Here is a 23,784-nt window from a genome sequence, read left to right as displayed (position 1 = left end):
TCCTTCTAGTTACGATTTAAATGATGCAATATTTTTTCGTAATGGTGCTGATGCATTTCTTGTGCTTTAGTTAGTGCTTGTTTCACATCTTTATTAGAACATTGCTGCGTATAAAAGTGTGCTTTCTTTGCGGCTAACAATGTCCAAGAAAGCATGTCAGTTAGATATAAGTGATCCTTATTACTTACCATTTCGGGTGGTTGGTTCATTTTTTGACTTTCGGTATTGGGGTGATGTTGCATTCTTTATAGCCTCCTTTTTATATCTTTATCATGTTCCTATGAAACAAATTTATGCATTAGCATAAAAGAAACATTACTTGCGAACAAAGATAACTTTTGGATAAAATAAAAAAGAGACAAGATAGTAATTGGAGGTTTTTAAAATGTTAACTTTTTATTGGTATCCAAACTGTGGAACGTGTAAACAAGCAAAAAAATGGTTAGATCAAAATGAAGTAGAATATCAAGCAGTACATATAGTTGATTCACCCCCAACTAAGGAAGAATTAAAGGATATCCTTAATAAAAGCGGTCTAGAAATAAAGAAATTATTTAACACAAGTGGGAAAAAATATCGCGAATTGAATCTTAAAGAGAAACTTAAAGACGCATCAGACGATGAAAAGCTTACCTATTTAACATCTGATGGAATGTTAATAAAAAGACCAATAGTAGTAGGGGATAATCAAGCAACTGTTGGTTTTAAAGAAGAAGTATTTGCTAATACGTGGAAATAACATTAAGATTCAACTATGCTTATTATATATCAGCGAATAATTATTTTACGAAACTAAGGAGGAAATGCTAGATGTCATTACCACAAGACTTATTATATTCAATCGAACATGTTTGGGTAAAAGTAGAAGATAATGTTGCAACAGTAGGAATTACAGAGCATGCTCAATCAGAATTAGGGGACATTGTTTTTATTGAACTGCCCGCTACAGGGGAAGACGTAATTGTATCTGAACCATTTGGTAGCGCAGAATCGGTTAAAACAGTTTCTGAACTATATGCACCGATTAGTGGAACAGTAATTGAAGTGAATGCGGAATTAGAAGATAGTCCTGAGCTAGTGAATGAATCCCCATTTGAGAAAGCTTGGATGATTAAAATAGAAGTTACTGACGAATCACAATTAGAAGAACTTTTAGACGCGAAATCTTATCAAGAAAAAGTAGAAGAAATGTAACTCTCACTGTAAACAGATAGCATTTGTGTAGAAGACAAATGCTATCTCTTTCTATATAATTAGATTGAGCCTTAGCAATTCTGTATAATTATTTAAAAAATAGAACTATAAAAAATTTAAAATGTGTTCTTGCTAGGCATTTCTTTAACCGGAGTGGATGGACATATGTGTAATAATGAAGGAAAAATAATCATTGTTGAAGGGCTATCAGATAAAAAGAAAATAGAAAAAATGATTAATGAAAATCTTGAAATTATATGTACGAATGGAACAATTGGAATGGAAAAATTAGAAACTTTAATCGAAACTTTTGATTTAGACCATAGAGAAGTGGTGATTTTAGTTGATGAAGATCAAGCCGGAAAAAAACTACGGAAGCAACTGAAAAGAGAATTACCTCATGCTGTACACTTATATATAGATCGAGCATTTCGTGAAGTAGCTGCAACGCCCGAATCATTATTAGCCAGTGTACTCGTTTCAGGCAGCATTGCGGTAAATCCAAATTATTTATAATGAAAGTGTGAAGCATATGATAGAAGTATCGAAAGAAATTTTTAATAGTATCAAGCAGGATACCAATTCAAGTATAATTTTTGTGCACACCCCGTTTTGTGCTACCTGTCAATTGGCAGAAAGAATGTTAAAAGTAGTAGATGAAATGGAATCTGAAGTAAATATTTATCGGTTAAATGGTTCCATGTTTCCAGAATTCATGCAAGAGGAAAAAATAGAGAGTGTGCCAGCATTGATCCACTTAACAATAACTGGTGTTTCGGCACGATTATATGCATTTGAATCAGTACCAAAAATATATGAACATGTTTTAAAGTGGAAACAGACAAATGCCATTAGATAATTCATAGATGTATTGATCTAACTCCCTTGATAATATCCAAGGGATATTTTTATGTTTAAAAATTTCCTGGAGAGGATATATGATTTATACGGAGCATATGCTACGTATTTTGCAGGAAATAAGATGTCTATTATTCACAGTGGTTTAAAAAGGGATATACAGTTTTGAACCATCTTGTTTCCTCTTTGTTTACGGAAATAGTGGATGCTACAATTATTCATGTACAAAATTTGAAAGGATTGATTTATTATTAGTGACCATAAGGTTGAACTAAATTACACGAGTGAAATGGAAAAAGCAATGCATCAAGCGCACGGAGTTGGCTATGCAGAATATGGTAGTAAGTTAGACCAACGCCTAGAAATTGAAAAAGAAAGATATGAAAGCCACGTACAAAGCCAAAAATTAATCAGTGAATTAGATCGCCAAGTGCATCGATAATATAAAAAACAGAAACTCCAGTATATTCCAATTACTGGAGTTTTTATTTTGGAAAAAAATAAATGTTGAGATTTGTAAACAGTTCGAAGTTAATCTGATACACTAGGTAATAGCTACACCTTGTAGACTAATCAGGTTTGGCGTAAAGGTTGATAATAGATTCGAAATAGTATAAGATTGTAATGAGAATAAAGTGAGAATGGGTATCATTCTATTCTTTGCAAAAATATAAATATCACAAGTTCTGGAGGTAATTAAGTATGGCAGTTTCAACTTTAGAAATCAAAGATCTTCATGTAGAAATTGAAGGTCAACAAATATTAAAAGGTGTTAATCTAACAATAACAGGTGGAGAATTTCACGCTGTAATGGGACCAAATGGTACTGGAAAATCAACACTTGCTTCAGCAATCATGGGTCACCCTAAGTACGAAGTAACAAAAGGCTCTATCTCACTTGACGGTAAAGATGTATTAGAGATGGAAGTGGATGAGCGTGCACAAGCTGGCTTATTTTTAGCTATGCAATATCCAAGTGAAATTAGTGGGGTAACAACTTCTGATTTCTTGCGTTCTTCTATAAATTCTCACCGTGAAGAAGGTGACGAAATTCCTTTAATGAAGTTTATTAAAGAAATGGACGCAGCTATGGATTATCTAGAGATGGATAAAAACATGGCTCAACGTTATTTGAATGAAGGCTTCTCAGGCGGGGAAAAGAAACGCAACGAAATTTTACAGCTTATGATGCTTAAACCAGCAATCGGTATTTTGGATGAAATCGATTCAGGTTTAGATATAGATGCATTAAAAGTAGTATCTAAAGGAATTAATAAACTAAGAAATGAATCGTTTGGTTGTTTAATAATTACTCACTACCAACGTTTACTTGACTATATTACGCCTGACCACGTTCACGTGATGATGCAAGGTCGTATTGTTAAATCTGGGGGACCTGAATTAGCGCATCGTTTAGAAGCGGAAGGTTATGACTGGATCAAGCAAGAGCTTGGAATCGAAGACGAAACTGTAGGACAAAACGCATAAGTAAGGAGGGGTTGTATGACTGTGGAAACAAAACTACCATATGATCAAGCGTATGTAAGTACTTTTTCTGAAAACCGAAATGAACCAAAATGGATGACAGAATTACGCTTGAAAGCTTTAGAATTAGCTGGCAACTTAGAAATGCCTAAGCCGGATAAAACAAATATTGTAAGATGGAATTTTGATGATTATAAACATGATACTTCTGGAGAGAAACTAGCTAACTTAGAGGAATTACCAGAAGATATTAAAGTTCTTTTAGATCTTGATAAAAAAGAAAACAACATTGTAATTCAACGAAATCAATCGTTAGCCTACGCATCATTATCTCAAGAATTAGTGGATAAGGGCGTTATTTTAACAGATATGAATACAGCACTAAGAGAATATAGTGATTTAGTTCAGCGTTATTATATGAAGGATGCAGTTCAAGTTGATGAGCATAAAATGACAGCACTTCATGCTGCACTTATGAATGGAGGGGTATTTGTATATGTCCCTAAAAATGTTGTAGTAGAAGAACCTCTTCAAGCTATTTTTTGGCAGGAAGATAAAGAAGCTGCTTCTTTTAATCATGTAATAGTTGTTGCAGAAGCAAATAGCTCGTTAACTTATGTAGAAAACTATATTTCTGATAACCAAGATGAGCATGCAGTTGCAAATATTGTTACAGAAGTTATTGCGCATGATAATGCTTCCGTTACTTATGGAGCAGTAGATAACTTTGCGCATGGTACAACTACGTATGTAAACCGTAGAGGGCTTGCCCATCGAGATGCTAAAATTGAGTGGAATTTAGGTCAAATGAATGAAGGTAATACGGTATCTGAGAATACAACACATTTAATTGGTGACAATTCCTATTCTTATGCAAAGACAGTTTCGGTTGGTCGTGGCGATCAAACCTATAACTTTACAACAAACATTATTCACCATGGTAAACAATCCGAAGGCTATATTTTGCAGCACGGTGTAATGAAAGAAAAAGCATCTGCAATTTTTAATGGTGTTGGTAAAATTGAACATGGTGCAAGTAAGTCGAATGCAGAGCAAGAGTCTCGCGTATTAATGTTAAGTAAAGATGCTCGAGGAGATGCAAATCCAATTCTGTTGATTGATGAAGATGATGTAACCGCCGGTCACGCAGCGTCAGTTGGACGTGTAGATCCAGTTCAATTATATTATCTAATGAGCCGTGGAATTTCACAACAAGAAGCTGAACGTCTAGTCATTCATGGTTTCTTAGCTCCAGTAGTAAAAGAAATTCCAATAAAAGCAGTACGTGACCAACTAACAGAAGTTATCGAGAGGAAAGTATATTAATGGATGCAGTGAAGATACGTCAGTTGTTTCCAATACTAGACCAAGAAGTTAATGGCGAGCCGTTAGTATATCTTGATTCAGCAGCAACTTCACAAAAGCCTCTACAAGTAATTGAAGCGATGGAACATTATTACAAATGGAATAATTCAAATGTACACCGTGGTGTTCATACACTAGGGAATCGTGCTACTGACTTATACGAAGGGGCACGTGATAAAGTTAAATCATTTATCGGTGCAGAGTCAGCAAAAGAAATTATTTTCACAAGAGGTACAACAACGGCGATTAATACAGTAGCTTATGGTTATGCTAGACAGCGTCTTAAGCCGGGGGATGAAATAGTTATTACACCAATGGAACACCATAGTAATATTATCCCTTGGCAGCAAGCTGCTAAAGCAACTGGTGCAACACTAAAATATATTCCATTACAGCCGGATGGCACGATATCTATTGAAGATGTTAGAGCTACTGTTACAAATCAAACTAAAATTGTTGCTATGATGCATGTGTCGAATGTTTTAGGAACAGTTAATCCGATCAAGGAAGTTACGCAAATTGCCCATGAAAATGGTGCTATTATATTAGTAGACGGAGCTCAGGGCGTCCCACATATGAAAGTGGATGTTAGAGACTTAGATTGTGATTTCTATGCATTTTCTGGTCATAAGATGTGTGGACCAACAGGTATTGGTGTACTATACGGAAAAAAAGAGATTTTGGAACAAACAGAACCGGTAGAATTTGGAGGAGAGATGATTGATTTTGTCGATCTTTACGATTCTACTTGGAAAGAGTTACCTTGGAAATTTGAAGGTGGGACTCCAATTATTGCTGGAGCAATTGGGCTTGGAGCTGCAATTGATTTCTTAACTGAAATTGGCTTAGATGCTATTACAGAGCATGAGAATAAATTAGTAGCCTATGCACAAGAGCAACTATCAACGATTGATGGAGTTACCATTTACGGTCCAACTAAAAGAGCAGGTCTTGTTACATTTAATTTAAATGATGTACATCCACATGATACTGCAACTGTTTTAGATGCAGAAGGTATCGCAGTTCGAGCGGGGCATCATTGTGCACAGCCTCTAATGAAGTGGTTAGATGTGACAGCTACTGCTAGAGCGAGCTTCTATCTCTATAACACAGAGGAAGATGTGGATCGTTTAGTTGGAGGATTAAAGAAAGCGAAGGAGTATTTTGGTGATGTCTTTTGATAATCTAGATACATTGTACCGACAAGTAATCATGGATCATTATAAAAATCCCAGAAACCGTGGATCTTTAACCGATGAATCTGTTACGATAGATATGAACAATCCTACTTGTGGTGATCGAATTCAAATTCACCTACATGTAGAAGATGATATTGTTCAAGAAGCGAAGTTTGAAGGAGAAGGCTGTTCTATAAGTTTATCTTCAGCATCTATGATGACGCAGGCTATCAAAGGTAAGACAGTAGAGCAGGCAATGCAAATGTCCCAGATTTTTTCAGATATGATGTTAGGGAAAGACGTGGATGAAATGGATATCGACCTTGGCGACATCCAGGCTTTACAAGGTGTAGCTAAATTTCCTGCAAGAATTAAGTGCGCAACCTTAGCCTGGAAGGCAATGGAAAAAGGTGTAGATAACCAATCCGAATAAGGAGGTAATAAAATGGCTAAAAAAGCACCTGAAGTTGGAGAATATAAATATGGTTTCCATGACAGAGATATTTCTATTTTCAGAACAGAAAAAGGTCTTACGAAAAATATAGTAGAAGAAATTTCACGAATGAAAGAAGAACCACAGTGGATGTTGGATTATCGCTTAAAGGCGTTAGAGCAATTCTACAAGAAACCAATGCCACAGTGGGGTGGTGACCTTTCTGAACTTGATTTTGATGAAATTACGTATTATGTGAAGCCATCAGAACGTTCTGAAAGATCATGGGATGAAGTACCTGAAGAAATCAAGCAAACATTTGATAAACTAGGTATCCCTGAAGCAGAGCAAAAGTATTTAGCTGGTGTTTCTGCACAATATGAATCAGAAGTGGTTTACCATAACTTAAAGCAAGATTTAACAGATCTAGGTATTCTTTTTAAAGATACCGATACAGCACTAAAAGAAAATGAAGATTTATTCAGAGAATATTTCGGGAAAGTTATTCCGTCTTCGGATAATAAATTCTCAGCTTTAAACTCAGCTGTATGGTCTGGTGGATCGTTTATCTATGTTCCTAAAGGTGTAAAAACTGATACACCACTACAAGCTTATTTCCGTATTAATTCGGAAAATATGGGTCAATTTGAACGTACCTTAATTATTGTTGATGAAGGGGCATCCGTTCATTATGTAGAAGGATGTACAGCACCAACTTATACAACTAATTCATTGCACAGTGCAGTAGTAGAAATTTTCGTAAAAGAAAATGCTTATTGCCGTTATACTACTATTCAAAACTGGGCAAACAATGTGTATAACTTAGTTACAAAGCGTGCTATATGTGATGCGAATGCTACAATGGAATGGATCGATGGTAATATCGGTTCTAAATTAACCATGAAGTATCCTGCTGTTATCTTAAAAGGAGAAGGGTCACGTGGTATGACACTATCTATTGCTTTAGCAGGTAAAGGACAAACCCAAGATGCTGGTGCAAAAATGCACCACTTAGCACCAAATACGTCTTCTACTATCGTTTCAAAATCAATTTCAAAACAAGGTGGTAAAGTATCCTATCGTGGAATTGTTCATTTTGGACGTAAAGCGGATGGTGCACGTTCTAATATTGAATGTGATACTTTAATTATGGATAATCAGTCAACTTCTGATACCATCCCATATAACGAAATTCTGAATGAAAATATCTCATTAGAACACGAAGCTAAAGTATCGAAAGTCTCAGAAGAACAGTTATTTTATCTTATGAGTCGTGGTATTTCTGAAGAAGAAGCTACCGAAATGATCGTGATGGGCTTTATTGAGCCATTCACTAAAGAACTACCGATGGAATATGCGGTAGAAATGAATCGCTTAATTAAGTTCGAAATGGAAGGTAGTATTGGGTAAAATACTATTTGAAATATAAGAGTTTAGGTACGAGGTATATGCTTTTGATAGCGTTTTTCATAACGTTAATCATTAAAAAAGCATATTCCCTCGTGCTTTTTTTATGTGATTTCAGAATTTTTTTTGCTAAGAAAAGATTCTATGTATGAGTTTCATTGTTATAATATAGTAAAGAATCACTTAATTAAAATAAAATTGAATAAACTTTATATAATAAAAGAAGTTATCTATGCCTATTATTAAGTACAAGCAGCATATTAAAGCGCCTGTTAATATCTGCTTTGACCTTGCAAGAAATGTAGATATACATACCAAAACCACAGGCAAAACAAAAGAAAAAGCGGTAGATGGAGTCACACACGGTTTATTAGAAGATGGGGATAGTGTTACGTGGGAAGCAACTCATTTTGGAATTAAGCAAAGGTTAACCGCTAAAATAACTTATATGGAAAAATATAAAAAATTTGAAGATGTGATGATCCGCGGAGCCTTCCATTCTTTTATTCATAGACATCAATTTGTAGAAGTGAAAGATGGAACGTTAATGATTGAAACATTTGAATATAAGTCACCATTTGGTCCAATTGGTTGGGTAGCTGATAAATTATTTTTAGAAAAGTATATGACTGATTTTATCATATCAAGGGTTAGAGCATTAAAAACGCTAGCAGAAAATACAAAGTAAAATCAAACACCTCTTACTATCTTGTAATCATACATTGCTCTATATCAGAAGGTAGTATTGGATAATTGAATGTAATAGCTTTATAATAGAAGGGTCCGATGATATCGGGCTCTTTTCTTTCATCGTAGAAAGTGAAAAACAAAAATAAATGTAGGATGTTAAAAAATGACTGTTATCTTTTTATGTGTTTTTATTGGACTATTATCAGCTTTTATGGGGAGTATCGTAGGCTTCGGTGGTGGGGTCATTTTAGTTCCTATTTTATTAATTTTACATAGTACCGTAGATGCTTTCGAATGGGCTACACCAAATACAATTGTAGGTATTTCATTGATCATTATGATATTTACAGCAATGTCCTCCACTTATACATATGGTAAAAGAGGAAGAATAGATATAAAAAGCGGGTTTTTATTTGTAGCAGGCAGTATTCCAGGTGGTATTTTTGGAGCGTGGGCCAATCAATTTGTAACAACGGATTTATTTTCTTTATTTTTAGGTTTATTTATGTTGGCAATCTTTTCTATGTTTTTTATTAAGAAAGATGGAGATATTAGGAAATCTTCTTATACAGGCAAATTTGCATTATATCGTGAAAAGAAAATAGGGATGGAAGACTTCCATTATTCTTATTCTGTTATTGCAGCTATCCTGGTTTCCTTTTCAGTTGGAAGCTTATCAGGATTTTTCGGAATAGGTGGGGGTTCCTTGATGGTTCCTGTTATGATCTTATTGTTTGGTTTTCCTGCTCATATTGCCACTGCTACTTCCATGTTTATGATCTTATTTTTAAGTATAAGTAGCTCATCCACTCATATTTTTCTAGGACACGTGGAATGGCAGTATGTTTGGGCATTTATTCCAGGGGCATGGTTTGGTGGGATTCTTGGAGCAAGAGTAAATCAGATGATGTCAAGTAAAGCTGTAGAATTTATGCTTCGGACGATATTATTTTTAATAGCTTTACGATTAATCTGGCAAGGACTCGGTTAAAGGAGTAGATTACTATGGAGGAAAAACTATACTTATATTATTCGAATGATTTACATAGCCAATTTGATAATTGGAGTAAAATGGTGCATTATTTTCAAAAACAAAAACAACAGCGTATAAAAGAAGGTAATGAAAGCTGGTTAATTGATATTGGTGACCATGTTGATAGATGTCATCCAATAGCAGAAGCGCATCTAGGCAAAGCAAACGTAGAACTGTTAAATGACGCTAACTATGACCTCGTTACTATCGGAAATAATGAAGGAATTACATTGGATTACCAGGACCTTTATCATCTATATGACGAAGCAAATTTCGAAGTGATCTGCGGAAATCTCAAAAGTATAGGTGATGATAATCCCGCTTGGTTAAAAACGTCAACGATTATGGAAAGCTCAAATGGAGTTAAAATTGGGTTTCTTGGATTAACTGCTCCTTTCAATGCTTTTTATAACTTATTGGGTTGGGAAGTGGAGTCTCCATTTGAAGTTTTAGAACAAGAGATTTTAGAAATTAAAGAGAAATGCGATATCATTGTATTCTTATCACATCTTGGTATCAATGATGATGAGGAAATAGCGCGTAGATTTAAAGACATTGATGTTATTGTAGGTGGTCACACACACCATTTATTTAAAAATGGTGAGTACGTGGATGGCACCCTATTAACTGCCGCAGGGAAACATGGTAATTATGTTGGTGAGATCATTTTAACTTGGGATCACGACGAAAAGAAATTAATTAAAAAAGAAGCATATGCAACATCAATTGAATTTTCTGATAGAGATGTAATTACAGAAAACAAACTAGAAGGATTTAAAGCTTCTGCAAAGGAAAAATTGAGTGAAACAGTCGTAACACTCGAAAGTCCGTTATTAGCAGACTGGTATACAGTTACACCAATTATGGAAGCATTAACTGAGGATTTAAGAAGATGGACAAATGCAGATATTGGTATGCTAAATGCTGGGGTGTTATTAGAAAGTTTTCAAAAAGGAAATGTTACATTAGCAGATGTTCACAGGATTTGTCCTCATCCTATAAATCCTTGTACTGTAGAGTTGACGGGACAAGAAATAACAGAAATAATTAGAGCCTCATTGGAACCTAAACTCACTCATATGAAATTACAGGGGTTTGGTTTTAGGGGGAAAGTTATTGGTAAAATCATTTTTAGTGGTATCCATGTAGCTTTAAAAGAAGTAGAAAATGACCAGATTTTTATTCATCACATATATGTAGATGGAAAACCGCTTGATTCACAAAAAAAATATTTACTTGCTACAGGAGATATGTTTACATTTGGGAGAATGTTTCCAGAAATATCTAGGTCTGAAAATAAAAAGTATTTTATGCCTGAATTCTTGAGAGATATTTTAGCAAGCACATTAGTGAAATTTTAATGAATAGAAATATAGATAAAATTTAAGCAATAAAAGTAGAAAAAGCATCAAATATCTACAATTATAAGACATTTTTACAAACTTAATGGATTATTTCAAAGCTTTTTGGTAAACTTTAGAGAAAGATGTCGAAAATTCGCAATAAGTGTAAGGAGTTCAATATGAGACTAATTGCTACCAGATCCATTACTGAAGGAACTGAACTTGCAAAAGCTGTTTTAAATGATCACGGAAAAGTTTTGATACAGCGAGATGTGAAATTAACAAAAAATATGGTTAAACGCTTAATAGAATTAGGGGTTACCTATGTATATATAAAAGAAAAGGATACAGAGGATATTTTGGTAAGCCCACCAATTCCTGAAGAAATGCGTATCGAAGCTCTTCACTCTATTCGTGATTCATTTAATGTGCTTAGAAAAAATGACCTTGTGAAAAGTAGTTATATACTTGAGAAAACTACTCAAAATTTCACCTCAATGGTTGACAACATTTTCAATGAGGTTAAAAATCGTGAAGATGTACTATCATTTTTGTCGGACATTTTAATAAGTGATGACTATGTTTATACGCATTCCTTGAATGTTACGATCTATGCTATTGCTCTAGCAACTGAATTAAAGCTACCTAAGAAACAAATTGAACAAATTGGTTTAGGATCGATGTTGCATGATATTGGTAAAGTATTTACACCAGAGGAAATCCTTACCAAACCAGGCAGGCTTACTGATATAGAATTTGAAGTCATCAAAGGGCATACAGTCGATGGATTTAATTTCTTGCGGAAAACCAATACGATTCCTTTACTAGTGGCACATTGTGCTTACCAGCACCATGAACGGTTAGATGGTTCTGGTTATCCAAGAGGCATTAAGGGTGATGAAATTCATCCGTATGGGCAAATCCTAGGCATCTCTGACGTGTTTGATGCTGTTACGAGTAATAGAGTTTACCGTGACGCCATGCTACCGCATCAGGGCCTTGAAATCCTTTATGCAGGATCGGGGACATTATTTAACAAGGATTACGTGGAATCCTTTAGAAAAACAGTTGCCTTGTATCCAAATGGAATAACAGTAGAGTTAAGTGACGGAAGGACTGCTATTGTAGTAAGTCAAAACCCTTTATTGCTTGAAAGGCCAGTAGTAAGAATTATTGCTGAAAAAGGGGAAAAAGTTAAACCGTATGATATAAATTTAGCTAATACTTTAGATATAATGATTACCTCTTGTAGTCAATTAACAGCATTAAATGTATAAACATAAGGACCATAGATGGATAGTCTAACCCTCTACTTGTCTTCATATAATGAAGCGATAGGGGGGATTTTTTATGAAATTACCAAAACGTAAACAGGTGTCTGGTTCGCCTCCTGCAACAACGATCATGTTTCTTTCTCTATTCTTATTTTTTTTATCAATGATCGTTAGCATACTTATTGTTAATAAAGGTATAAAACCTGTTTTGATGAATTATGCAGAGGTGCGAATTGAACAAATCGCAAATCAAGCAATGGGAATAGCTGTGAATGATAAAATCTCGGAAGATCTAGAAACAGAAGACCTTCTAGAAGTTCGTGTTGATGAAAATGGTAAGGTAGTGAATTATGTATTTAATGCAGTGGTAGAAAATAGAGTCCAACGAAATGTGCAGTATAGGGTCGAAAATTTCTTGAAGATGCTAGAACAAGGAACACGGCCGGAAATTGGTATACCAGTAGAGATGGATCTCGAATTGGATGAAAATGAAAAAGAAGCATTAGAAGATATTCGTGAACACGGATTGTTAACTGAAATCCCTTTAGGCCAAACCTTAGGAATACCATTATTAGGTAACTTAGGTCCTAAAGTTCCTGTACATATGGAAGTAATCGGGCACGTTGCTACGGAAATAACAAGTTCATTAGTTGAAACAGGTGTTAATGGTGCCTTTATTCATGTGAATGTTCATATTGAAGTAGAAATTAGAGTAGTCATGCCTTTCGCATCTAAACCAGTTAATGTTAAACAAGATATACCAGTAACGAAAGTGTATCATCCAGGTGAAGTACCATATTATTTCAACCAAAATAAAGAGGATGCACCTGACTTGTCCTTACCGATTGATCCAACACTTGATCCCTAAAAAACAAAGATTTGTCACATATATATAATTTAATATGGAGTTTGAAAAAGTTTCCTTTGACAGAATATTCGATAATTCGATATAATTTCAAAGATTAGAATAATGTTAAGAATTTTAATTTTCTTAATATTCCGATACAATGAAGACTAAATAATAGAAAGGAGTGCTGAAAATGGAAAGACGTTCACAATGGGGAACTAGATTAGGTTTCTTACTTGCTGCAATGGGTTCAGCAATTGGCTTAGGAAACATTTGGCGTTTCCCAGCAACAGCGTTTGAAAATGGTGGAGGTGCGTTTTTCCTACCATATTTATTCGCATTATTAACAGCAGGTATTCCGTTATTAATCATGGAGTATACGATTGGACACAAATATAGAAGCTCAGCACCGAGAAGTTATGCAAAAATAAGTAAAGGTATGGAATGGATTGGATGGTGGCAAGTTGCAATTTCTTTTATTATTTCTACTTATTATCCAATAATCATTTCCTGGGCAATTATGTATGCTTATTTTTCTTTTGGAACTCAGTGGGGGGATGACCCAACAGGATTCTTTGTTGGAGATTACTTACAGCTGTCAGAGCCAGGTGTATTCGGTTCAATGATTCCAAGTGTTATGATACCACTTATAGCAGTATGGGTTATTGTATTTATCTTCCTTGGAAAAGGTATTAAGAAAGGTATTGAAGTAGCCAATAAGATTTTTATTCCGACTTTGATTGTTATCTTTTTCATTATTGTAATTCGTGCGGTTACCTTACCGGGCGCATTTGAAGGTTTAGATGCATTTTTCAAACCGGATTGGTCAGCAATTGGGGATGGATCTGTATGGGTAGCAGCATACGGGCAAATTTTCTTCAGTTTATCGATTGCATTTGCGATTATGATTACTTACGCTTCATACTTACCAAAAAAATCAGATATCACGAACAATGCTTTCATCACAGGTTTTGCTAACTCTTCATTTGAACTTTTAGCCGGAATTGGTGTATTTGCAGTATTAGGTTTTATGGCGGTACAGACAAGTCAGCCAGTCTCTGAAGTTGCTGATAAAGGCGTAGCTTTAGCCTTTATGGTTTTTCCGGAAATTATTAGTCAAATGCCTGCATCAAGCCTATTTGGGTTCTTATTCTTTGGTTCACTTGTATTAGCAGGGATATCGTCTATGATTTCTATCTCTGAAACATATATTTCAGCAGTACAAGAAAAGTTTTCCATTTCTCGTAAAACAGCTGTTTTTACTGGTGGAGGATTAGCTGCAATCGTTTCTTTGTTCTATGCAAATGAAGGTGGATTATTTCTTTTAGATACGGTAGATTACTTTATCAATAATTATGGTGTTGCATTAGCTGGATTATTTGAAGTAGTTGCGATTGCTTGGTTTGCTAAAAGCTTAAAGGAATTTAAAGGACATGCCAATGAAGTATCAGATATTAAATTAGGTACATGGTGGACAATTTGTCTTGGTGTGATCACACCTATTGTATTAGGTTACATGATGCTTGAAAATCTAAGAAGAGAAGTAACTAGTAACTATGAGGATTATCCAATCGATTTCTTATTTACGTATGGATGGATGGTAGCAATAGGCGCGATGGCAGTTGGTGCACTATTAACATTATGGAAATGGCCAACAACAAATAAAGAATCATAAATCCTGAATGAATGAAGGAGGATATATATGTCAGCAAGCGCAATAGTAATGGCAGTGATTGGTATTGTAATTATTTGGGGTGGATTAACAGCTAGTATTATTCATGCTGTTCGATCTTCAAAATAATATTTTTAAAAAAATAATCTTATTATAAAAAAAGCGTCGGATAAATTTGTTACATTTTATCCGACGCTTTTACTTGTTACAGATACATTTAATCCACTGCATTTCGTTGCCATATTTTTAGATATGGATAAGGATCAAACGCCCATTCATTTTTACCATCATCTTTATAGATTCCATAGTGTAAATGGGGTGGGAATTTTCCTGACGTACCAGGTGGGCCATATCCTGTTGATCCAACTGTGCCAATTACTTCACCAGCTTTAACAATATCGCCTACATTTATACCTTCAGTAAATTGATTTAAGTGTGCATAATAGTGGTACCGATTAAAAACATCTCTAATTCCTATTCGCCATCCACCAAATTTATTCCAGCCTTTTAGTTCTACAACCCCTGTATTCGTTGCGCGCACTGGAGTACCATAGTTTGCAAAAATATCCGTACCTTCATGGATACGGCGACCACCAAATCCTCTCTTATCGCCCCAAGTATTGTTATAGCTGTTATTATATCCTTTTGGTACAGGGAAAGCCTGTTTGAAATTATCAATTTGATTCATTTCTTTATAGACCTTAGCAATATTTATAATCGTCTGAACCGTTAATTCTCGTTGATAATAATTCCACAACGCAATTTTTATATCCTGTTCTGTTTTTCCATATTTAAGTAGATAATCCGATAATGTAGCAAGAATGTCCTCTGGGTTTTGATCTTTAGCCATTTCATCACCATTCCCGTCCTTACCGATACCGCCAAACATTTCGATTACAGATGGGTGGGGAATTTTATCATTATTTAACGGTCCATACCAGGTCATTTCCTCAAATTCCATAGCAATAATATTATCATTATCACGAATATTGTTCTCATATTGATTTATAGCGGCATAATAGTACCAAGGAATCTGAGTTAAAGCCTGTTGTTTTAAATATAAATTCATTTTTTTCGTTGTTTCTTCCATCTCATCTTCAGCTTGAACATGTATAGATGGAAGCAATAAAAAACAAATGAAAAATAAAATAGTTTTGCGCAATGTTGCACTCCTTTCTGCTTAACAACACGCTTCAAATTAAATAGCTTTCCTCTTGAATTAGTAATTTGCCATAAAAGCGAAGTTTATGCATAAACAATTTATAATCAAGAAAAGGGAGGGTTAATGATTTTAGATAGTCGCTCCAGCAAAATTATGATAAACTATTGGTAGATAAAGGAGCGTGAAGTAAGAATGATCGAAATGCAAGGGAACACGTATGAGATTATTAAGAATTACCGTGATGGCTTTGATGAAGAAGTATTTAAGGAAAGATATTCAGATATATTAAGTAAATATGATTTCATTGTGGGAGATTGGGGTTATGATCAATTAAGATTAAAAGGTTTTTTTGACGACCAAAATCCTAAAGCTACCTTTGACTCTAAAATAAGCACTTTAGATGATTATATGTATGAATATTGTAATTTTGGATGTCGCTTTTTTGTTTTAAAACGTCTAGATAAGTAATAGAATACCCTCGATTTTTAATGGATGTGCTCTTTTGAGGCAGCATTTTTTAAAATCGAGGTTTTTTATATTATGAATCAGATTTTAATAATGGCTTCACAAAGAGGCGAAATTCATCTGCTTCCATCTCATTATAATGTAATGCATGCTCCACATCGCTCGTTTTTTCTATAGTTTCTTGATTAAGCTTGGAGTATTTATTCGTATTTAGATCAAGGACAATTTTGTCCTCACTAAAAAAAGGAGAAGTGAAAATAACCAAATCAAATCGCTTATTATCACCTTTAAAGCTTATAAATTGAGCCTTTGCATCCTGTATTTCATCTTTAAGATATGAGATGTTTTTCATAATTTAATTTCTCCTTTATTCTTCTATTTCTAATAAAATTAAATGGTTTATCACTACTAAATTTAAGCTTAGCAAAGGATACTTTTGCCTGTAAAGTAAAATTTTCAAAAACTAAAAGAAATTATATATGGTATTATCATAAGAAATACAATTACTGGAGTGTGAAAAAATGTATTTTGTGGATCATAAGAAATTAGCCCGTACACTTGATTATTTTAAGACTCTTTTAGATAGTTATGAAAAAGCACAGTTTGAAACAAAAATTGAGAAATTAGCTTTAGAACGTATATGTCATATGATGATTGAATCTTTTTTGGATATTTCCAATATGATGATCGATGGATTTGTAATGAGAGATCCAGGTAGCTTTCAAGATATTGTAGAAATTATGGCAGATGAAAAAGTTATACCCGAAGATGAAAAACAAGCTTATATGGAATTGATTTCTTTAAGGAATGTTTTAATAAAAGAGTATACAGAGCTTGACCATGCTTTGATTAAAGAAAAAATAGACAAGCATTTAGATATTTATAAAAGATATCATAGTCGTATTCTCCTGTATTTAAAGGAAGAATCTGTAGTTGCTAATACGTTCACCAATGAAGACCTAAACTGATAATGGGAGGGTCCCCTTTTGACTAATAGTATAACGGTAAAGGATAAAATCCTTGAACTGCTAAAAAAAGAAAGAAATTTAACAATCCCAGAATTGCTAACCCATTTTTCTATGACAGATATTGCACTAAGAAGGCATTTGAAAAATCTTGAAAATGAAGGTTTAATCAAATCATTTGTAATCAAGCAATCAATCGGTCGACCTTATTTTGAGTATCGACTTACAAAAAATGGAGATAATCTTTTTCCGAATCACTATCAACAGTTGTCCTTAGGTCTTTTAGAGGAATTGGAAAAATTAGAGGGCAGGGCTTTTGTAGAACAATTGATTAAAAACTGGACTAATAAAATGGCTTCTACGCATGCTGACGAGCTAGCACAGATGAATTCACTTGATCAAAGGATTGATCGTCTCCTTCAAATTCAAGAACAAAAAGGATATATGGCGATATTAGAAGAAAATAATGGTGAATATATTATTAAACAATACAATTGTCCTATTTATGAAGTAGCTTGCAATTATACCTCTATATGCCAGGAGGAAATGAAAGTCTTTAAGGAGATCCTTGGGGGAAAAGAAGTAACGCTCCACCAATGTATGGCAGAAGGAGAGAATTGTTGTAGCTTTGCTGTAGCAAAAAAATAAGAAGAAACATTGATAAATAAAAAGTATAGAATGATGTGACTAACATCACAATGAATCATTTTTCTTCATGATTTAATAATGGTAAATCATTATTAAAAAGTGAGGAGAAAAATACATGAGACATAAAGCACAATTACCATTACAAACAATGAATCTTATAGTTGGTTTTATGGTTTGGGTGATCTTATCTTCGTTACTTTCCTTTATTATTGAAGATATAAGTATAACGCAGCAACAGGCTGCATGGGTTACAGCTATACCAGTTGTTCTTGGCTCACTTCTTAGAATACCGATTGGATATTATACCAATCGACTAGGGGCAAGGATGATATTTATTATTAGTTTTATTATTTTATTGCCTCCTGTGTATTTTATTAGTATTGCAGATTCCTTTGTAGATTTAATTATCGGGGGGCTTTTTATCGGGATAGGTGGAGCAGTGTTCTCTGTAGGTGTTACCTCCCTGCCAAAGTATTATCCTAAAGAAAAACATGGACTTGTGAATGGTATTTATGGTGTTGGTAACCTAGGTACAGCCATTACTGCTTTTATGGCTCCTGTCATAGCTTCACAAATTGGCTGGTCATTAACGGTGCAATTATATTTAATTCTTTTAGCTGTGTTCATCCTAGCGAATGTTTTTATGGGCGATAAACAGGAGCCAAAAGTGAACACCCCAATTTTAGAGCAAATAAAAGGTGTATATAAAAATGAAAAGCTATGGCTATTCTGTTTATTTTATTTTATTACATTTGGATCCTTTGTTGCTTTTACCGTGTATTTACCAAATTTCTTAGTGGCGAATTTTGAATTAGATAAAGTTGATGCAGGAATGAGAACAGCAGGATTTATTGCTGTCGCTACTTTTTTAAGACCAGTTGGTGGTTATTTAGCTGACCGTTTTCAGCCTTTAGTTCTTTTAATGGGAGTGTTTTTAAGTTTAACGGTTGCAGCAACCTTACTATCTTTTGCGCCTTCAATTGCGCTGTATACAGTTGGTTGTTTGACAATTGCAGCTGGGGCAGGATTAGGAAATGGTGTAATTTTTAAATTAGTTCCGATGTACTTCAATAAACAAGCAGGTATTGTTAATGGTATAGTAGCTGCAATGGGAGGCTTGGGAGGATTTTTCCCACCACTCATTTTAGCAACATTATATGATATTACAGGTCACTATGCGATAGGTTTTATGGCGCTATCTCAAGTTGCACTAGTTAGTTTTATTTTGGTAGTATGGATGTACTACCATGATCGACTTATTATTGCTGATCAAGTAATGAAAAGTACACCGCTTGGTATGCTTGTGACTGATCCAACAGGAAAAATTATACGTGTAAATCCTGCTTTTCAAGAATTAACAGGATATCAAGAAGATGAAGCAATTGGTAAAAACCCTAATATTTTAAGCTCAGGCAGGCAGAAAGCAGATTTTTACAAGGACATGTGGTTTGAGATTAAAGAAAATGGTTTCTGGCAGGGTGAAATTTGGAATAAGCGTAAAGATCAACAGGAATTTTTAGAATGGTTGACCATTCACGCGATAAAAAATGATGCAGGCGAAATTATACAATATGCTGGAATTTTCAGTGACGTAACAAAGCATAAAAGAAAATAGCTGCATAAAAAGCTATTATTTCTTGGTAATTCTAAGGACAGGAGAGGGTACAGATGGATAAGACAATAATCACAGATAAGTTTGGACGTGAATTACATGATCTAAGAATTTCTGTAACCGATCGCTGTAATTTTCGCTGTCGCTATTGTATGCCAAGAGAAATATTTGGAAAAGACTTTTCCTTTTTGCCGAAAGACCATTTATTATCTTTTGAAGAAATTGAACGAATAAGTACAGCATTTGTAAAATTAGGTGTTAAAAAAATACGTTTAACTGGTGGCGAACCTTTACTTCGAAAAGATCTACCAATTTTAATTCATAAGTTAGCTAGTATTGAGGGACTTGAGGATATCGGACTCACATCAAATGGAGTATTGCTAGGGAAAAAAGCACAAGAACTGAAAGATGCTGGGCTCAAGCGTGTTAACATCAGTCTCGATGCCATTGATGATGAGGTATTTAAATCCATTAATGATAGTAATGTTGGGACAAAGCAAGTGATAGAAAGTATTAAAAAGGCAAAAGAGGTAGGTCTACAAGTTAAAATAAATATGGTCGTCAAAAAAGGAATGAACGATAATCAAGTTGTTCCTATGGCTAAGTTTTTTAAGGAGATGGGTGTCACACTTCGCTATATTGAATTTATGGATGTTGGTGTAACAAATGGTTGGGACTTTAAGCATGTCCTTACTAAAAAAGAAATCTTCCAGGAGCTAAGCGAGCATTTTGAATTAGAAGCTGTGGACCCAGGCTATATTGGAGAAGTGGCGAAAAGGTACCGTTACAAGGGTACAGATACGGAAGTGGGATTCATCACATCTGTTTCGGAATCATTCTGTTCAACGTGTACACGTGCAAGAATTGCTGCAGATGGAAAAATATTCACTTGCTTATTTGCAACGGAAGGTATCAATTTAAAAGATATTGTAAGAGATGGCGCGACGGATATAGAATTAGAGGACACGATAAAAACGATTTGGAATACTAGAACAGATCGATATTCTGACGAAAGAACAGAGGAAACTGCGAAAAATCGAAAGAAAATAGAAATGTCTTATATTGGTGGTTAAAAGAATAGAGGAGAATTATTCTTATGGAAAGTCGCTATCAACGACAAGCTTTATTTAAAGAAATTGGGGATCATGGGCAGAAAAAAATAAGACAAAAACACATAGGTATCGTGGGATGTGGAGCCTTAGGTTCCCAATCTGCAGACATGCTTTCACGCGCAGGTATTGGTAAACTGACCTTGATTGATCGAGATTACGTTGAATTAACTAATTTACAGAGGCAACAGCTCTACACAGAAGAAGATGTAGAAAAGCAGCTGCCTAAGGCTGTGGCTTGTAAAAATCATTTAGAAAAGATTAATCATGAAGTAGATGTTGACGCTATTGTTCTAGATCTGACTGCAGATAATATCACAAGTAGTTTAAAAAATGTGGACCTCATAATAGATGCGACAGATAACTTTGATACTCGTTTTCTAATTAATGATTTTGCTCAGAAACATAAGATACCGTGGATTTTTGGAGCTTGTGTAGGAAGTGCAGGAATGAGCTTCACTTTTATTCCAGATCAAACGCCATGTTTGGACTGTTTAATTAAGACAGCACCTATGTATGGTGCAACCTGTGATTCAGTTGGAATTATTTCCCCAGCTGTTCAAATGGTGGTCGCCAATCAAGTTTCCGAAGCATTAAAATGGTTAGTAGAAGCAAAAGAAAAAATGCGCTCGACCTTTATTACTTTTGATTTGTGGCAAAATACGTATTATTCAATGAATGTGACAAAAGCTAAGTCAGAGGAATGTCCTTCCTGTGGTGAACAACCTGTATATCCTCATTTGCAATTTAAGAATCATCCAAAATCTGAAATTTTATGTGGGCGGAATACAGTGCAAATCAGAAGACAAACAGCTAACATTTCTTTAGAGGAACTAGCAAAGCATGTTGCTTCTTTTGGAAAGGTAACAACGAATCCATTTCTTGTTTCTGTGGATATGGACCCTTACCGGATCGTATTTTTTCGAGATGGGCGCACCTTTATTCACGGGACGAATTCTATAGATAAAGCTAAAAGTTTGTATTATAAAATGATCGGATAATTTAGGGGGCCAATCAAAATGTTAGAGAAGCGAACTGCAATTTCAGTAGAAGACGCATTAAAGCTTGCTACAAAAAACCTACAGACTGGAAGTATCGAAGAGATTGAATTAAAAGAAGCACATGGCAGAGTTTTAGCTGAAGACTTAAAAGCAGACCATGACGTGCCCTCCTTTGATCGTTCTCCGTACGATGGATTTGCAATTAGAGCAGAGGATACACATAATGCTAAGAAAGATAATCCTAGTCGGTTTAAAGTAGTGGCAGAAATTGGTGCAGGTTCTATCTACGAAAAACCATTAAATTCATTTGAAGCAGTTCGAATTATGACTGGTGCTAAAATCCCTGATCAGTGTAATGCTGTCGTTATGCTTGAGCAAGTAAAGGAATCTAATGAAGAGGGGCAAGCCTTTTTCGATTTGGATACTGTTATTGATAAACATCACAATATTTCTTTTCAAGGAGAAGACACAAAAAAAGGGACGGTCCTGTTAAAAAAAGGTACCACTATTTCTCCAGGTGTTATTGCCACATTAGCGACCTTCGGCTACGCTCAAGTTTGGGTCCAAAAGAAGCCTGTAATTGGTGTGATAGCAACAGGAAGTGAACTTCTTGAAGTCGATCAGCCCTTAGAAAATGGAAAAATTCGAAACAGTAATGCCTATATGATTTATGCACAAATACAACAAGCTGGTGGCATTCCTTTTTATTTTGGTCAATTTAGTGATGATTTTGAAGTTTGTTTGGAAAATATGAAAAAAGCCTTAATGCAAGTGGATTTTCTAATCACTACTGGTGGTGTTTCTGTTGGTGATTATGATTTATTACCAGATTTACTTAAAGCATTAGATGCTGAAATATTGTTTAATAAGGTTCAAATGCGACCTGGAAGTGTCACTACAGTGGCTGAGATAAATAACAAAAAAATATTTGCTTTATCAGGAAATCCATCTGCTTGCTTTGTTGGATTTGAATTATTCACAAAAGCGGCGATTAACGCTTATTTAGGCATTCCAGGTAAAGTGATACAACATACTTCGGCAACGCTTGGGGTTGATTTCAAAAAAGCGAATCCATTTGATCGATTTATTCGTGGAGAGATTCATTTTGAAGAGGGACAACTACTAGCATATCCTGCTGGATTAGATAAATCCAATTCTGTTATTTCCCTTGCAAAAACTAATGCGCTAATCCACTTGCCAGGAGGAACATCGGGTTATCTTGAAGATGATGAGGTTAATGTAATATTACTTAAAAATGTTTAAAATTATATCTTTGAAGTGTATCTAAGATAAAGAAGGGGAGTTTTTTAACTGGAAGAATCGCATTTTGAAATCTTACATGAGGAACTTTCAATCGAAAAAGCGGTGGAAAAAGTGACACGACCTGAAGCAGGGGCGATTACAACCTTTATTGGTACCGTAAGAGAATTTACTAAAGGAAAAAGAACCATTTCATTAGAATATCAAGCATACAAACCAATGGCGGTTAAAATGCTTCAAACAATCGGAAAAGAGATAAATGAAAAATGGCCTGACACTGTTGTTGCTATTTCCCACCGTGTAGGTCATTTACAAATAAGTGACGCTGCCGTAGTGATTGCTGTTTCTAGTCCACATAGGAGAGCAGCATATGAAGCAAATGAATATGCTATTGAACGAATAAAACAAATTGTGCCAATCTGGAAAAAGGAACACTGGGAAGATGGCGAGTCATGGATTGGAGATCAATTAGAAAATGTCCCTTATGCGACTGGAAAGCCAGAAATAGGAGATGAATCAACATGATAAAAGTGTTATTATTCGCTGATTTACAGGAAACAGTTGGAAAAGAATTTATTACGTTTGAAGAAAATGAACTAACCGTGACGGCTTTAAGAACAGAAATTAAAAATTCTTATCAATATACACAAATAGATAATGCGATGGTTGCAATTAATGAAGAATTTGCTCGCGAGGACGAGATAATTAAAACAGGAGATATCGTGGCCATCATTCCTCCAATAAGTGGCGGATAAAGCATTACTTGAATGAAATGGGGTTGAT

At 34.8% G+C, this 23,784-nt stretch carries 29 protein-coding genes; 26 read left to right on the top strand and 3 right to left on the bottom strand.

Going from position 1 to position 23,784, the window contains the following annotated elements; genetic code table 11:
* Positions 1–5 precede the first annotated feature (5 nt).
* Positions 6–242, bottom strand: coding sequence for a hypothetical protein (locus DFR57_RS10580; RefSeq protein ID WP_114353130.1), 237 nt, complete (start codon positions 240–242; stop codon positions 6–8).
* A 143-nt stretch (positions 243–385) separates the two neighbouring features.
* On the opposite strand from DFR57_RS10580, the gene DFR57_RS10575 reads away from it, so the two are divergent.
* The 17 genes from DFR57_RS10575 (at position 386) to DFR57_RS10500 (ending at position 14,908) form a co-directional block, all read left to right on the top strand.
* On the top strand, positions 386–739 hold the full coding sequence (locus DFR57_RS10575; RefSeq protein WP_114353129.1) for an arsenate reductase family protein: 354 nt from the start codon (positions 386–388) through the stop codon (positions 737–739).
* A 71-nt stretch (positions 740–810) separates the two neighbouring features.
* On the top strand, positions 811–1,194 hold the full coding sequence (gene gcvH, locus DFR57_RS10570) for a glycine cleavage system protein GcvH (RefSeq protein ID WP_114353128.1): 384 nt from the start codon (positions 811–813) through the stop codon (positions 1,192–1,194).
* 165 nt (positions 1,195–1,359) lie between these two features.
* The gene (locus DFR57_RS10565; RefSeq protein ID WP_114353127.1) at positions 1,360–1,710 is read left to right on the top strand and encodes a toprim domain-containing protein; all 351 of its coding nucleotides are present in this window, start codon (positions 1,360–1,362) and stop codon (positions 1,708–1,710) included.
* A 16-nt stretch (positions 1,711–1,726) separates the two neighbouring features.
* Entirely contained in the window at positions 1,727–2,053 is a 327-nt protein-coding gene (locus DFR57_RS10560) for a thioredoxin family protein (RefSeq protein WP_114353126.1), read from the top strand.
* 300 nt (positions 2,054–2,353) lie between these two features.
* The gene (locus DFR57_RS18270; protein WP_170132963.1) at positions 2,354–2,494 is read left to right on the top strand and encodes a YuzK family famiily protein; all 141 of its coding nucleotides are present in this window, start codon (positions 2,354–2,356) and stop codon (positions 2,492–2,494) included.
* A 260-nt stretch (positions 2,495–2,754) separates the two neighbouring features.
* A complete protein-coding gene (sufC, locus tag DFR57_RS10555) occupies positions 2,755–3,540 on the top strand; it encodes a Fe-S cluster assembly ATPase SufC (RefSeq protein ID WP_114353125.1) in 786 nt (261 codons plus the stop codon).
* A 15-nt stretch (positions 3,541–3,555) separates the two neighbouring features.
* Positions 3,556–4,863: a Fe-S cluster assembly protein SufD gene (sufD, locus tag DFR57_RS10550; RefSeq protein WP_114353124.1), complete on the top strand. Its 1,308-nt coding sequence runs from the start codon at positions 3,556–3,558 to the stop codon at positions 4,861–4,863.
* On the top strand, positions 4,863–6,083 hold the full coding sequence (locus DFR57_RS10545) for a cysteine desulfurase (RefSeq protein WP_114353123.1): 1,221 nt from the start codon (positions 4,863–4,865) through the stop codon (positions 6,081–6,083). The genes sufD and DFR57_RS10545 overlap by 1 nt, the downstream gene beginning before the upstream one ends.
* Complete coding sequence (sufU, locus tag DFR57_RS10540) at positions 6,073–6,513, top strand: Fe-S cluster assembly sulfur transfer protein SufU (protein WP_114353122.1); 441 nt, start codon at positions 6,073–6,075, stop codon at positions 6,511–6,513. Before DFR57_RS10545 ends, sufU begins: the two co-directional genes overlap by 11 nt.
* A 12-nt stretch (positions 6,514–6,525) precedes the next feature.
* Positions 6,526–7,923 carry a Fe-S cluster assembly protein SufB gene (gene sufB / locus DFR57_RS10535; protein ID WP_114353121.1) on the top strand — a complete coding sequence of 466 codons (1,398 nt, stop codon included), beginning with the start codon at positions 6,526–6,528 and terminating at the stop codon, positions 7,921–7,923.
* 229 nt (positions 7,924–8,152) lie between these two features.
* Complete coding sequence (locus DFR57_RS10530) at positions 8,153–8,608, top strand: SRPBCC family protein (RefSeq protein WP_114353120.1); 456 nt, start codon at positions 8,153–8,155, stop codon at positions 8,606–8,608.
* A 165-nt stretch (positions 8,609–8,773) separates the two neighbouring features.
* Positions 8,774–9,601 (top strand): sulfite exporter TauE/SafE family protein, encoded by an 828-nt coding sequence (locus DFR57_RS10525; protein ID WP_114353119.1) that lies wholly within the window; start codon positions 8,774–8,776, stop codon positions 9,599–9,601.
* A 14-nt stretch (positions 9,602–9,615) separates the two neighbouring features.
* Positions 9,616–11,004, top strand: a complete 1,389-nt coding sequence (locus DFR57_RS10520) for a bifunctional metallophosphatase/5'-nucleotidase (RefSeq protein ID WP_114353118.1) — start codon at positions 9,616–9,618, stop codon at positions 11,002–11,004.
* A 161-nt stretch (positions 11,005–11,165) separates the two neighbouring features.
* Positions 11,166–12,263, top strand: a complete 1,098-nt coding sequence (locus DFR57_RS10515) for an HD-GYP domain-containing protein (protein ID WP_114353117.1) — start codon at positions 11,166–11,168, stop codon at positions 12,261–12,263.
* Positions 12,264–12,336: 73 nt separating this feature from the next.
* Complete coding sequence (gene yunB, locus DFR57_RS10510) at positions 12,337–13,128, top strand: sporulation protein YunB (RefSeq protein WP_114353116.1); 792 nt, start codon at positions 12,337–12,339, stop codon at positions 13,126–13,128.
* Positions 13,129–13,300: 172 nt separating this feature from the next.
* A complete protein-coding gene (locus DFR57_RS10505) occupies positions 13,301–14,782 on the top strand; it encodes a sodium-dependent transporter (protein WP_114353115.1) in 1,482 nt (493 codons plus the stop codon).
* 27 nt (positions 14,783–14,809) lie between these two features.
* Positions 14,810–14,908 (top strand): methionine/alanine import family NSS transporter small subunit, encoded by a 99-nt coding sequence (locus DFR57_RS10500; RefSeq protein WP_114353114.1) that lies wholly within the window; start codon positions 14,810–14,812, stop codon positions 14,906–14,908.
* 88 nt (positions 14,909–14,996) lie between these two features.
* On the opposite strand, the gene DFR57_RS10495 is transcribed toward DFR57_RS10500, so the two are convergent.
* A complete protein-coding gene (locus DFR57_RS10495) occupies positions 14,997–15,941 on the bottom strand; it encodes a M23 family metallopeptidase (RefSeq protein ID WP_245937444.1) in 945 nt (314 codons plus the stop codon).
* A 192-nt stretch (positions 15,942–16,133) separates the two neighbouring features.
* On the opposite strand from DFR57_RS10495, the gene DFR57_RS10490 reads away from it, so the two are divergent.
* Positions 16,134–16,409, top strand: coding sequence for a YutD family protein (locus DFR57_RS10490; protein ID WP_114353113.1), 276 nt, complete (start codon positions 16,134–16,136; stop codon positions 16,407–16,409).
* 70 nt (positions 16,410–16,479) lie between these two features.
* Here the strand turns inward: DFR57_RS10490 and DFR57_RS10485 are convergent, their stop codons facing one another.
* Positions 16,480–16,758, bottom strand: a complete 279-nt coding sequence (locus DFR57_RS10485; RefSeq protein WP_114353112.1) for an SAV0927 family protein — start codon at positions 16,756–16,758, stop codon at positions 16,480–16,482.
* 169 nt (positions 16,759–16,927) lie between these two features.
* On the opposite strand from DFR57_RS10485, the gene DFR57_RS10480 reads away from it, so the two are divergent.
* From DFR57_RS10480 to DFR57_RS10445, 8 genes are all read left to right on the top strand, one after another.
* Positions 16,928–17,374: a DUF86 domain-containing protein gene (locus DFR57_RS10480; protein WP_114353111.1), complete on the top strand. Its 447-nt coding sequence runs from the start codon at positions 16,928–16,930 to the stop codon at positions 17,372–17,374.
* An 18-nt stretch (positions 17,375–17,392) separates the two neighbouring features.
* Entirely contained in the window at positions 17,393–18,019 is a 627-nt protein-coding gene (locus tag DFR57_RS10475) for a helix-turn-helix transcriptional regulator (protein WP_114353110.1), read from the top strand.
* Between the two features lie 115 nt (positions 18,020–18,134).
* Positions 18,135–19,634, top strand: coding sequence for a nitrate/nitrite transporter (locus tag DFR57_RS10470; protein WP_114353109.1), 1,500 nt, complete (start codon positions 18,135–18,137; stop codon positions 19,632–19,634).
* 53 nt (positions 19,635–19,687) lie between these two features.
* On the top strand, positions 19,688–20,704 hold the full coding sequence (gene moaA, locus DFR57_RS10465) for a GTP 3',8-cyclase MoaA (RefSeq protein WP_114353108.1): 1,017 nt from the start codon (positions 19,688–19,690) through the stop codon (positions 20,702–20,704).
* A gap of 23 nt (positions 20,705–20,727) precedes the next feature.
* Positions 20,728–21,741 (top strand): MoeB/ThiF family adenylyltransferase, encoded by a 1,014-nt coding sequence (locus DFR57_RS10460; protein WP_114353107.1) that lies wholly within the window; start codon positions 20,728–20,730, stop codon positions 21,739–21,741.
* 18 nt (positions 21,742–21,759) lie between these two features.
* A complete protein-coding gene (locus tag DFR57_RS10455; RefSeq protein WP_114353106.1) occupies positions 21,760–23,004 on the top strand; it encodes a molybdopterin molybdotransferase MoeA in 1,245 nt (414 codons plus the stop codon).
* A gap of 69 nt (positions 23,005–23,073) precedes the next feature.
* A complete protein-coding gene (locus DFR57_RS10450; protein WP_425450967.1) occupies positions 23,074–23,526 on the top strand; it encodes a molybdenum cofactor biosynthesis protein MoaE in 453 nt (150 codons plus the stop codon).
* Positions 23,523–23,756, top strand: coding sequence for a MoaD/ThiS family protein (locus DFR57_RS10445; RefSeq protein ID WP_114353104.1), 234 nt, complete (start codon positions 23,523–23,525; stop codon positions 23,754–23,756). Before DFR57_RS10450 ends, DFR57_RS10445 begins: the two co-directional genes overlap by 4 nt.
* Positions 23,757–23,784: the final 28 nt, after the last annotated feature.

Source organism: Saliterribacillus persicus (assembly GCF_003337485.1).
GTDB classification, from domain to species: domain Bacteria; phylum Bacillota; class Bacilli; order Bacillales; family Amphibacillaceae; genus Saliterribacillus; species Saliterribacillus persicus.
Note: the sequence above shows the minus strand (reverse complement) of the source record. Positions and strands in the feature narration are given on the sequence as shown.

What these genes read in the sequence shown, in the direction of transcription:
- DFR57_RS10580 (WP_114353130.1), bottom strand. Translation starts at nt 242, where the DNA reads ATGCAACATCACCCCAATACCGAAAGTCAAAAAATGAACCAACCACCC.
- DFR57_RS10575 (WP_114353129.1), top strand. Translation starts at nt 386, where the DNA reads ATGTTAACTTTTTATTGGTATCCAAACTGTGGAACGTGTAAACAAGCA.
- gcvH (WP_114353128.1), top strand. Translation starts at nt 811, where the DNA reads ATGTCATTACCACAAGACTTATTATATTCAATCGAACATGTTTGGGTA.
- DFR57_RS10565 (WP_114353127.1), top strand. Translation starts at nt 1,360, where the DNA reads ATGTGTAATAATGAAGGAAAAATAATCATTGTTGAAGGGCTATCAGAT.
- DFR57_RS10560 (WP_114353126.1), top strand. Translation starts at nt 1,727, where the DNA reads ATGATAGAAGTATCGAAAGAAATTTTTAATAGTATCAAGCAGGATACC.
- DFR57_RS18270 (WP_170132963.1), top strand. Translation starts at nt 2,354, where the DNA reads ATGCATCAAGCGCACGGAGTTGGCTATGCAGAATATGGTAGTAAGTTA.
- sufC (WP_114353125.1), top strand. Translation starts at nt 2,755, where the DNA reads ATGGCAGTTTCAACTTTAGAAATCAAAGATCTTCATGTAGAAATTGAA.
- sufD (WP_114353124.1), top strand. Translation starts at nt 3,556, where the DNA reads ATGACTGTGGAAACAAAACTACCATATGATCAAGCGTATGTAAGTACT.
- DFR57_RS10545 (WP_114353123.1), top strand. Translation starts at nt 4,863, where the DNA reads ATGGATGCAGTGAAGATACGTCAGTTGTTTCCAATACTAGACCAAGAA.
- sufU (WP_114353122.1), top strand. Translation starts at nt 6,073, where the DNA reads ATGTCTTTTGATAATCTAGATACATTGTACCGACAAGTAATCATGGAT.
- sufB (WP_114353121.1), top strand. Translation starts at nt 6,526, where the DNA reads ATGGCTAAAAAAGCACCTGAAGTTGGAGAATATAAATATGGTTTCCAT.
- DFR57_RS10530 (WP_114353120.1), top strand. Translation starts at nt 8,153, where the DNA reads ATGCCTATTATTAAGTACAAGCAGCATATTAAAGCGCCTGTTAATATC.
- DFR57_RS10525 (WP_114353119.1), top strand. Translation starts at nt 8,774, where the DNA reads ATGACTGTTATCTTTTTATGTGTTTTTATTGGACTATTATCAGCTTTT.
- DFR57_RS10520 (WP_114353118.1), top strand. Translation starts at nt 9,616, where the DNA reads ATGGAGGAAAAACTATACTTATATTATTCGAATGATTTACATAGCCAA.
- DFR57_RS10515 (WP_114353117.1), top strand. Translation starts at nt 11,166, where the DNA reads ATGAGACTAATTGCTACCAGATCCATTACTGAAGGAACTGAACTTGCA.
- yunB (WP_114353116.1), top strand. Translation starts at nt 12,337, where the DNA reads ATGAAATTACCAAAACGTAAACAGGTGTCTGGTTCGCCTCCTGCAACA.
- DFR57_RS10505 (WP_114353115.1), top strand. Translation starts at nt 13,301, where the DNA reads ATGGAAAGACGTTCACAATGGGGAACTAGATTAGGTTTCTTACTTGCT.
- DFR57_RS10500 (WP_114353114.1), top strand. Translation starts at nt 14,810, where the DNA reads ATGTCAGCAAGCGCAATAGTAATGGCAGTGATTGGTATTGTAATTATT.
- DFR57_RS10490 (WP_114353113.1), top strand. Translation starts at nt 16,134, where the DNA reads ATGATCGAAATGCAAGGGAACACGTATGAGATTATTAAGAATTACCGT.
- DFR57_RS10485 (WP_114353112.1), bottom strand. Translation starts at nt 16,758, where the DNA reads ATGAAAAACATCTCATATCTTAAAGATGAAATACAGGATGCAAAGGCT.
- DFR57_RS10480 (WP_114353111.1), top strand. Translation starts at nt 16,928, where the DNA reads ATGTATTTTGTGGATCATAAGAAATTAGCCCGTACACTTGATTATTTT.
- DFR57_RS10470 (WP_114353109.1), top strand. Translation starts at nt 18,135, where the DNA reads ATGAGACATAAAGCACAATTACCATTACAAACAATGAATCTTATAGTT.
- moaA (WP_114353108.1), top strand. Translation starts at nt 19,688, where the DNA reads ATGGATAAGACAATAATCACAGATAAGTTTGGACGTGAATTACATGAT.
- DFR57_RS10460 (WP_114353107.1), top strand. Translation starts at nt 20,728, where the DNA reads ATGGAAAGTCGCTATCAACGACAAGCTTTATTTAAAGAAATTGGGGAT.
- DFR57_RS10455 (WP_114353106.1), top strand. Translation starts at nt 21,760, where the DNA reads ATGTTAGAGAAGCGAACTGCAATTTCAGTAGAAGACGCATTAAAGCTT.
- DFR57_RS10445 (WP_114353104.1), top strand. Translation starts at nt 23,523, where the DNA reads ATGATAAAAGTGTTATTATTCGCTGATTTACAGGAAACAGTTGGAAAA.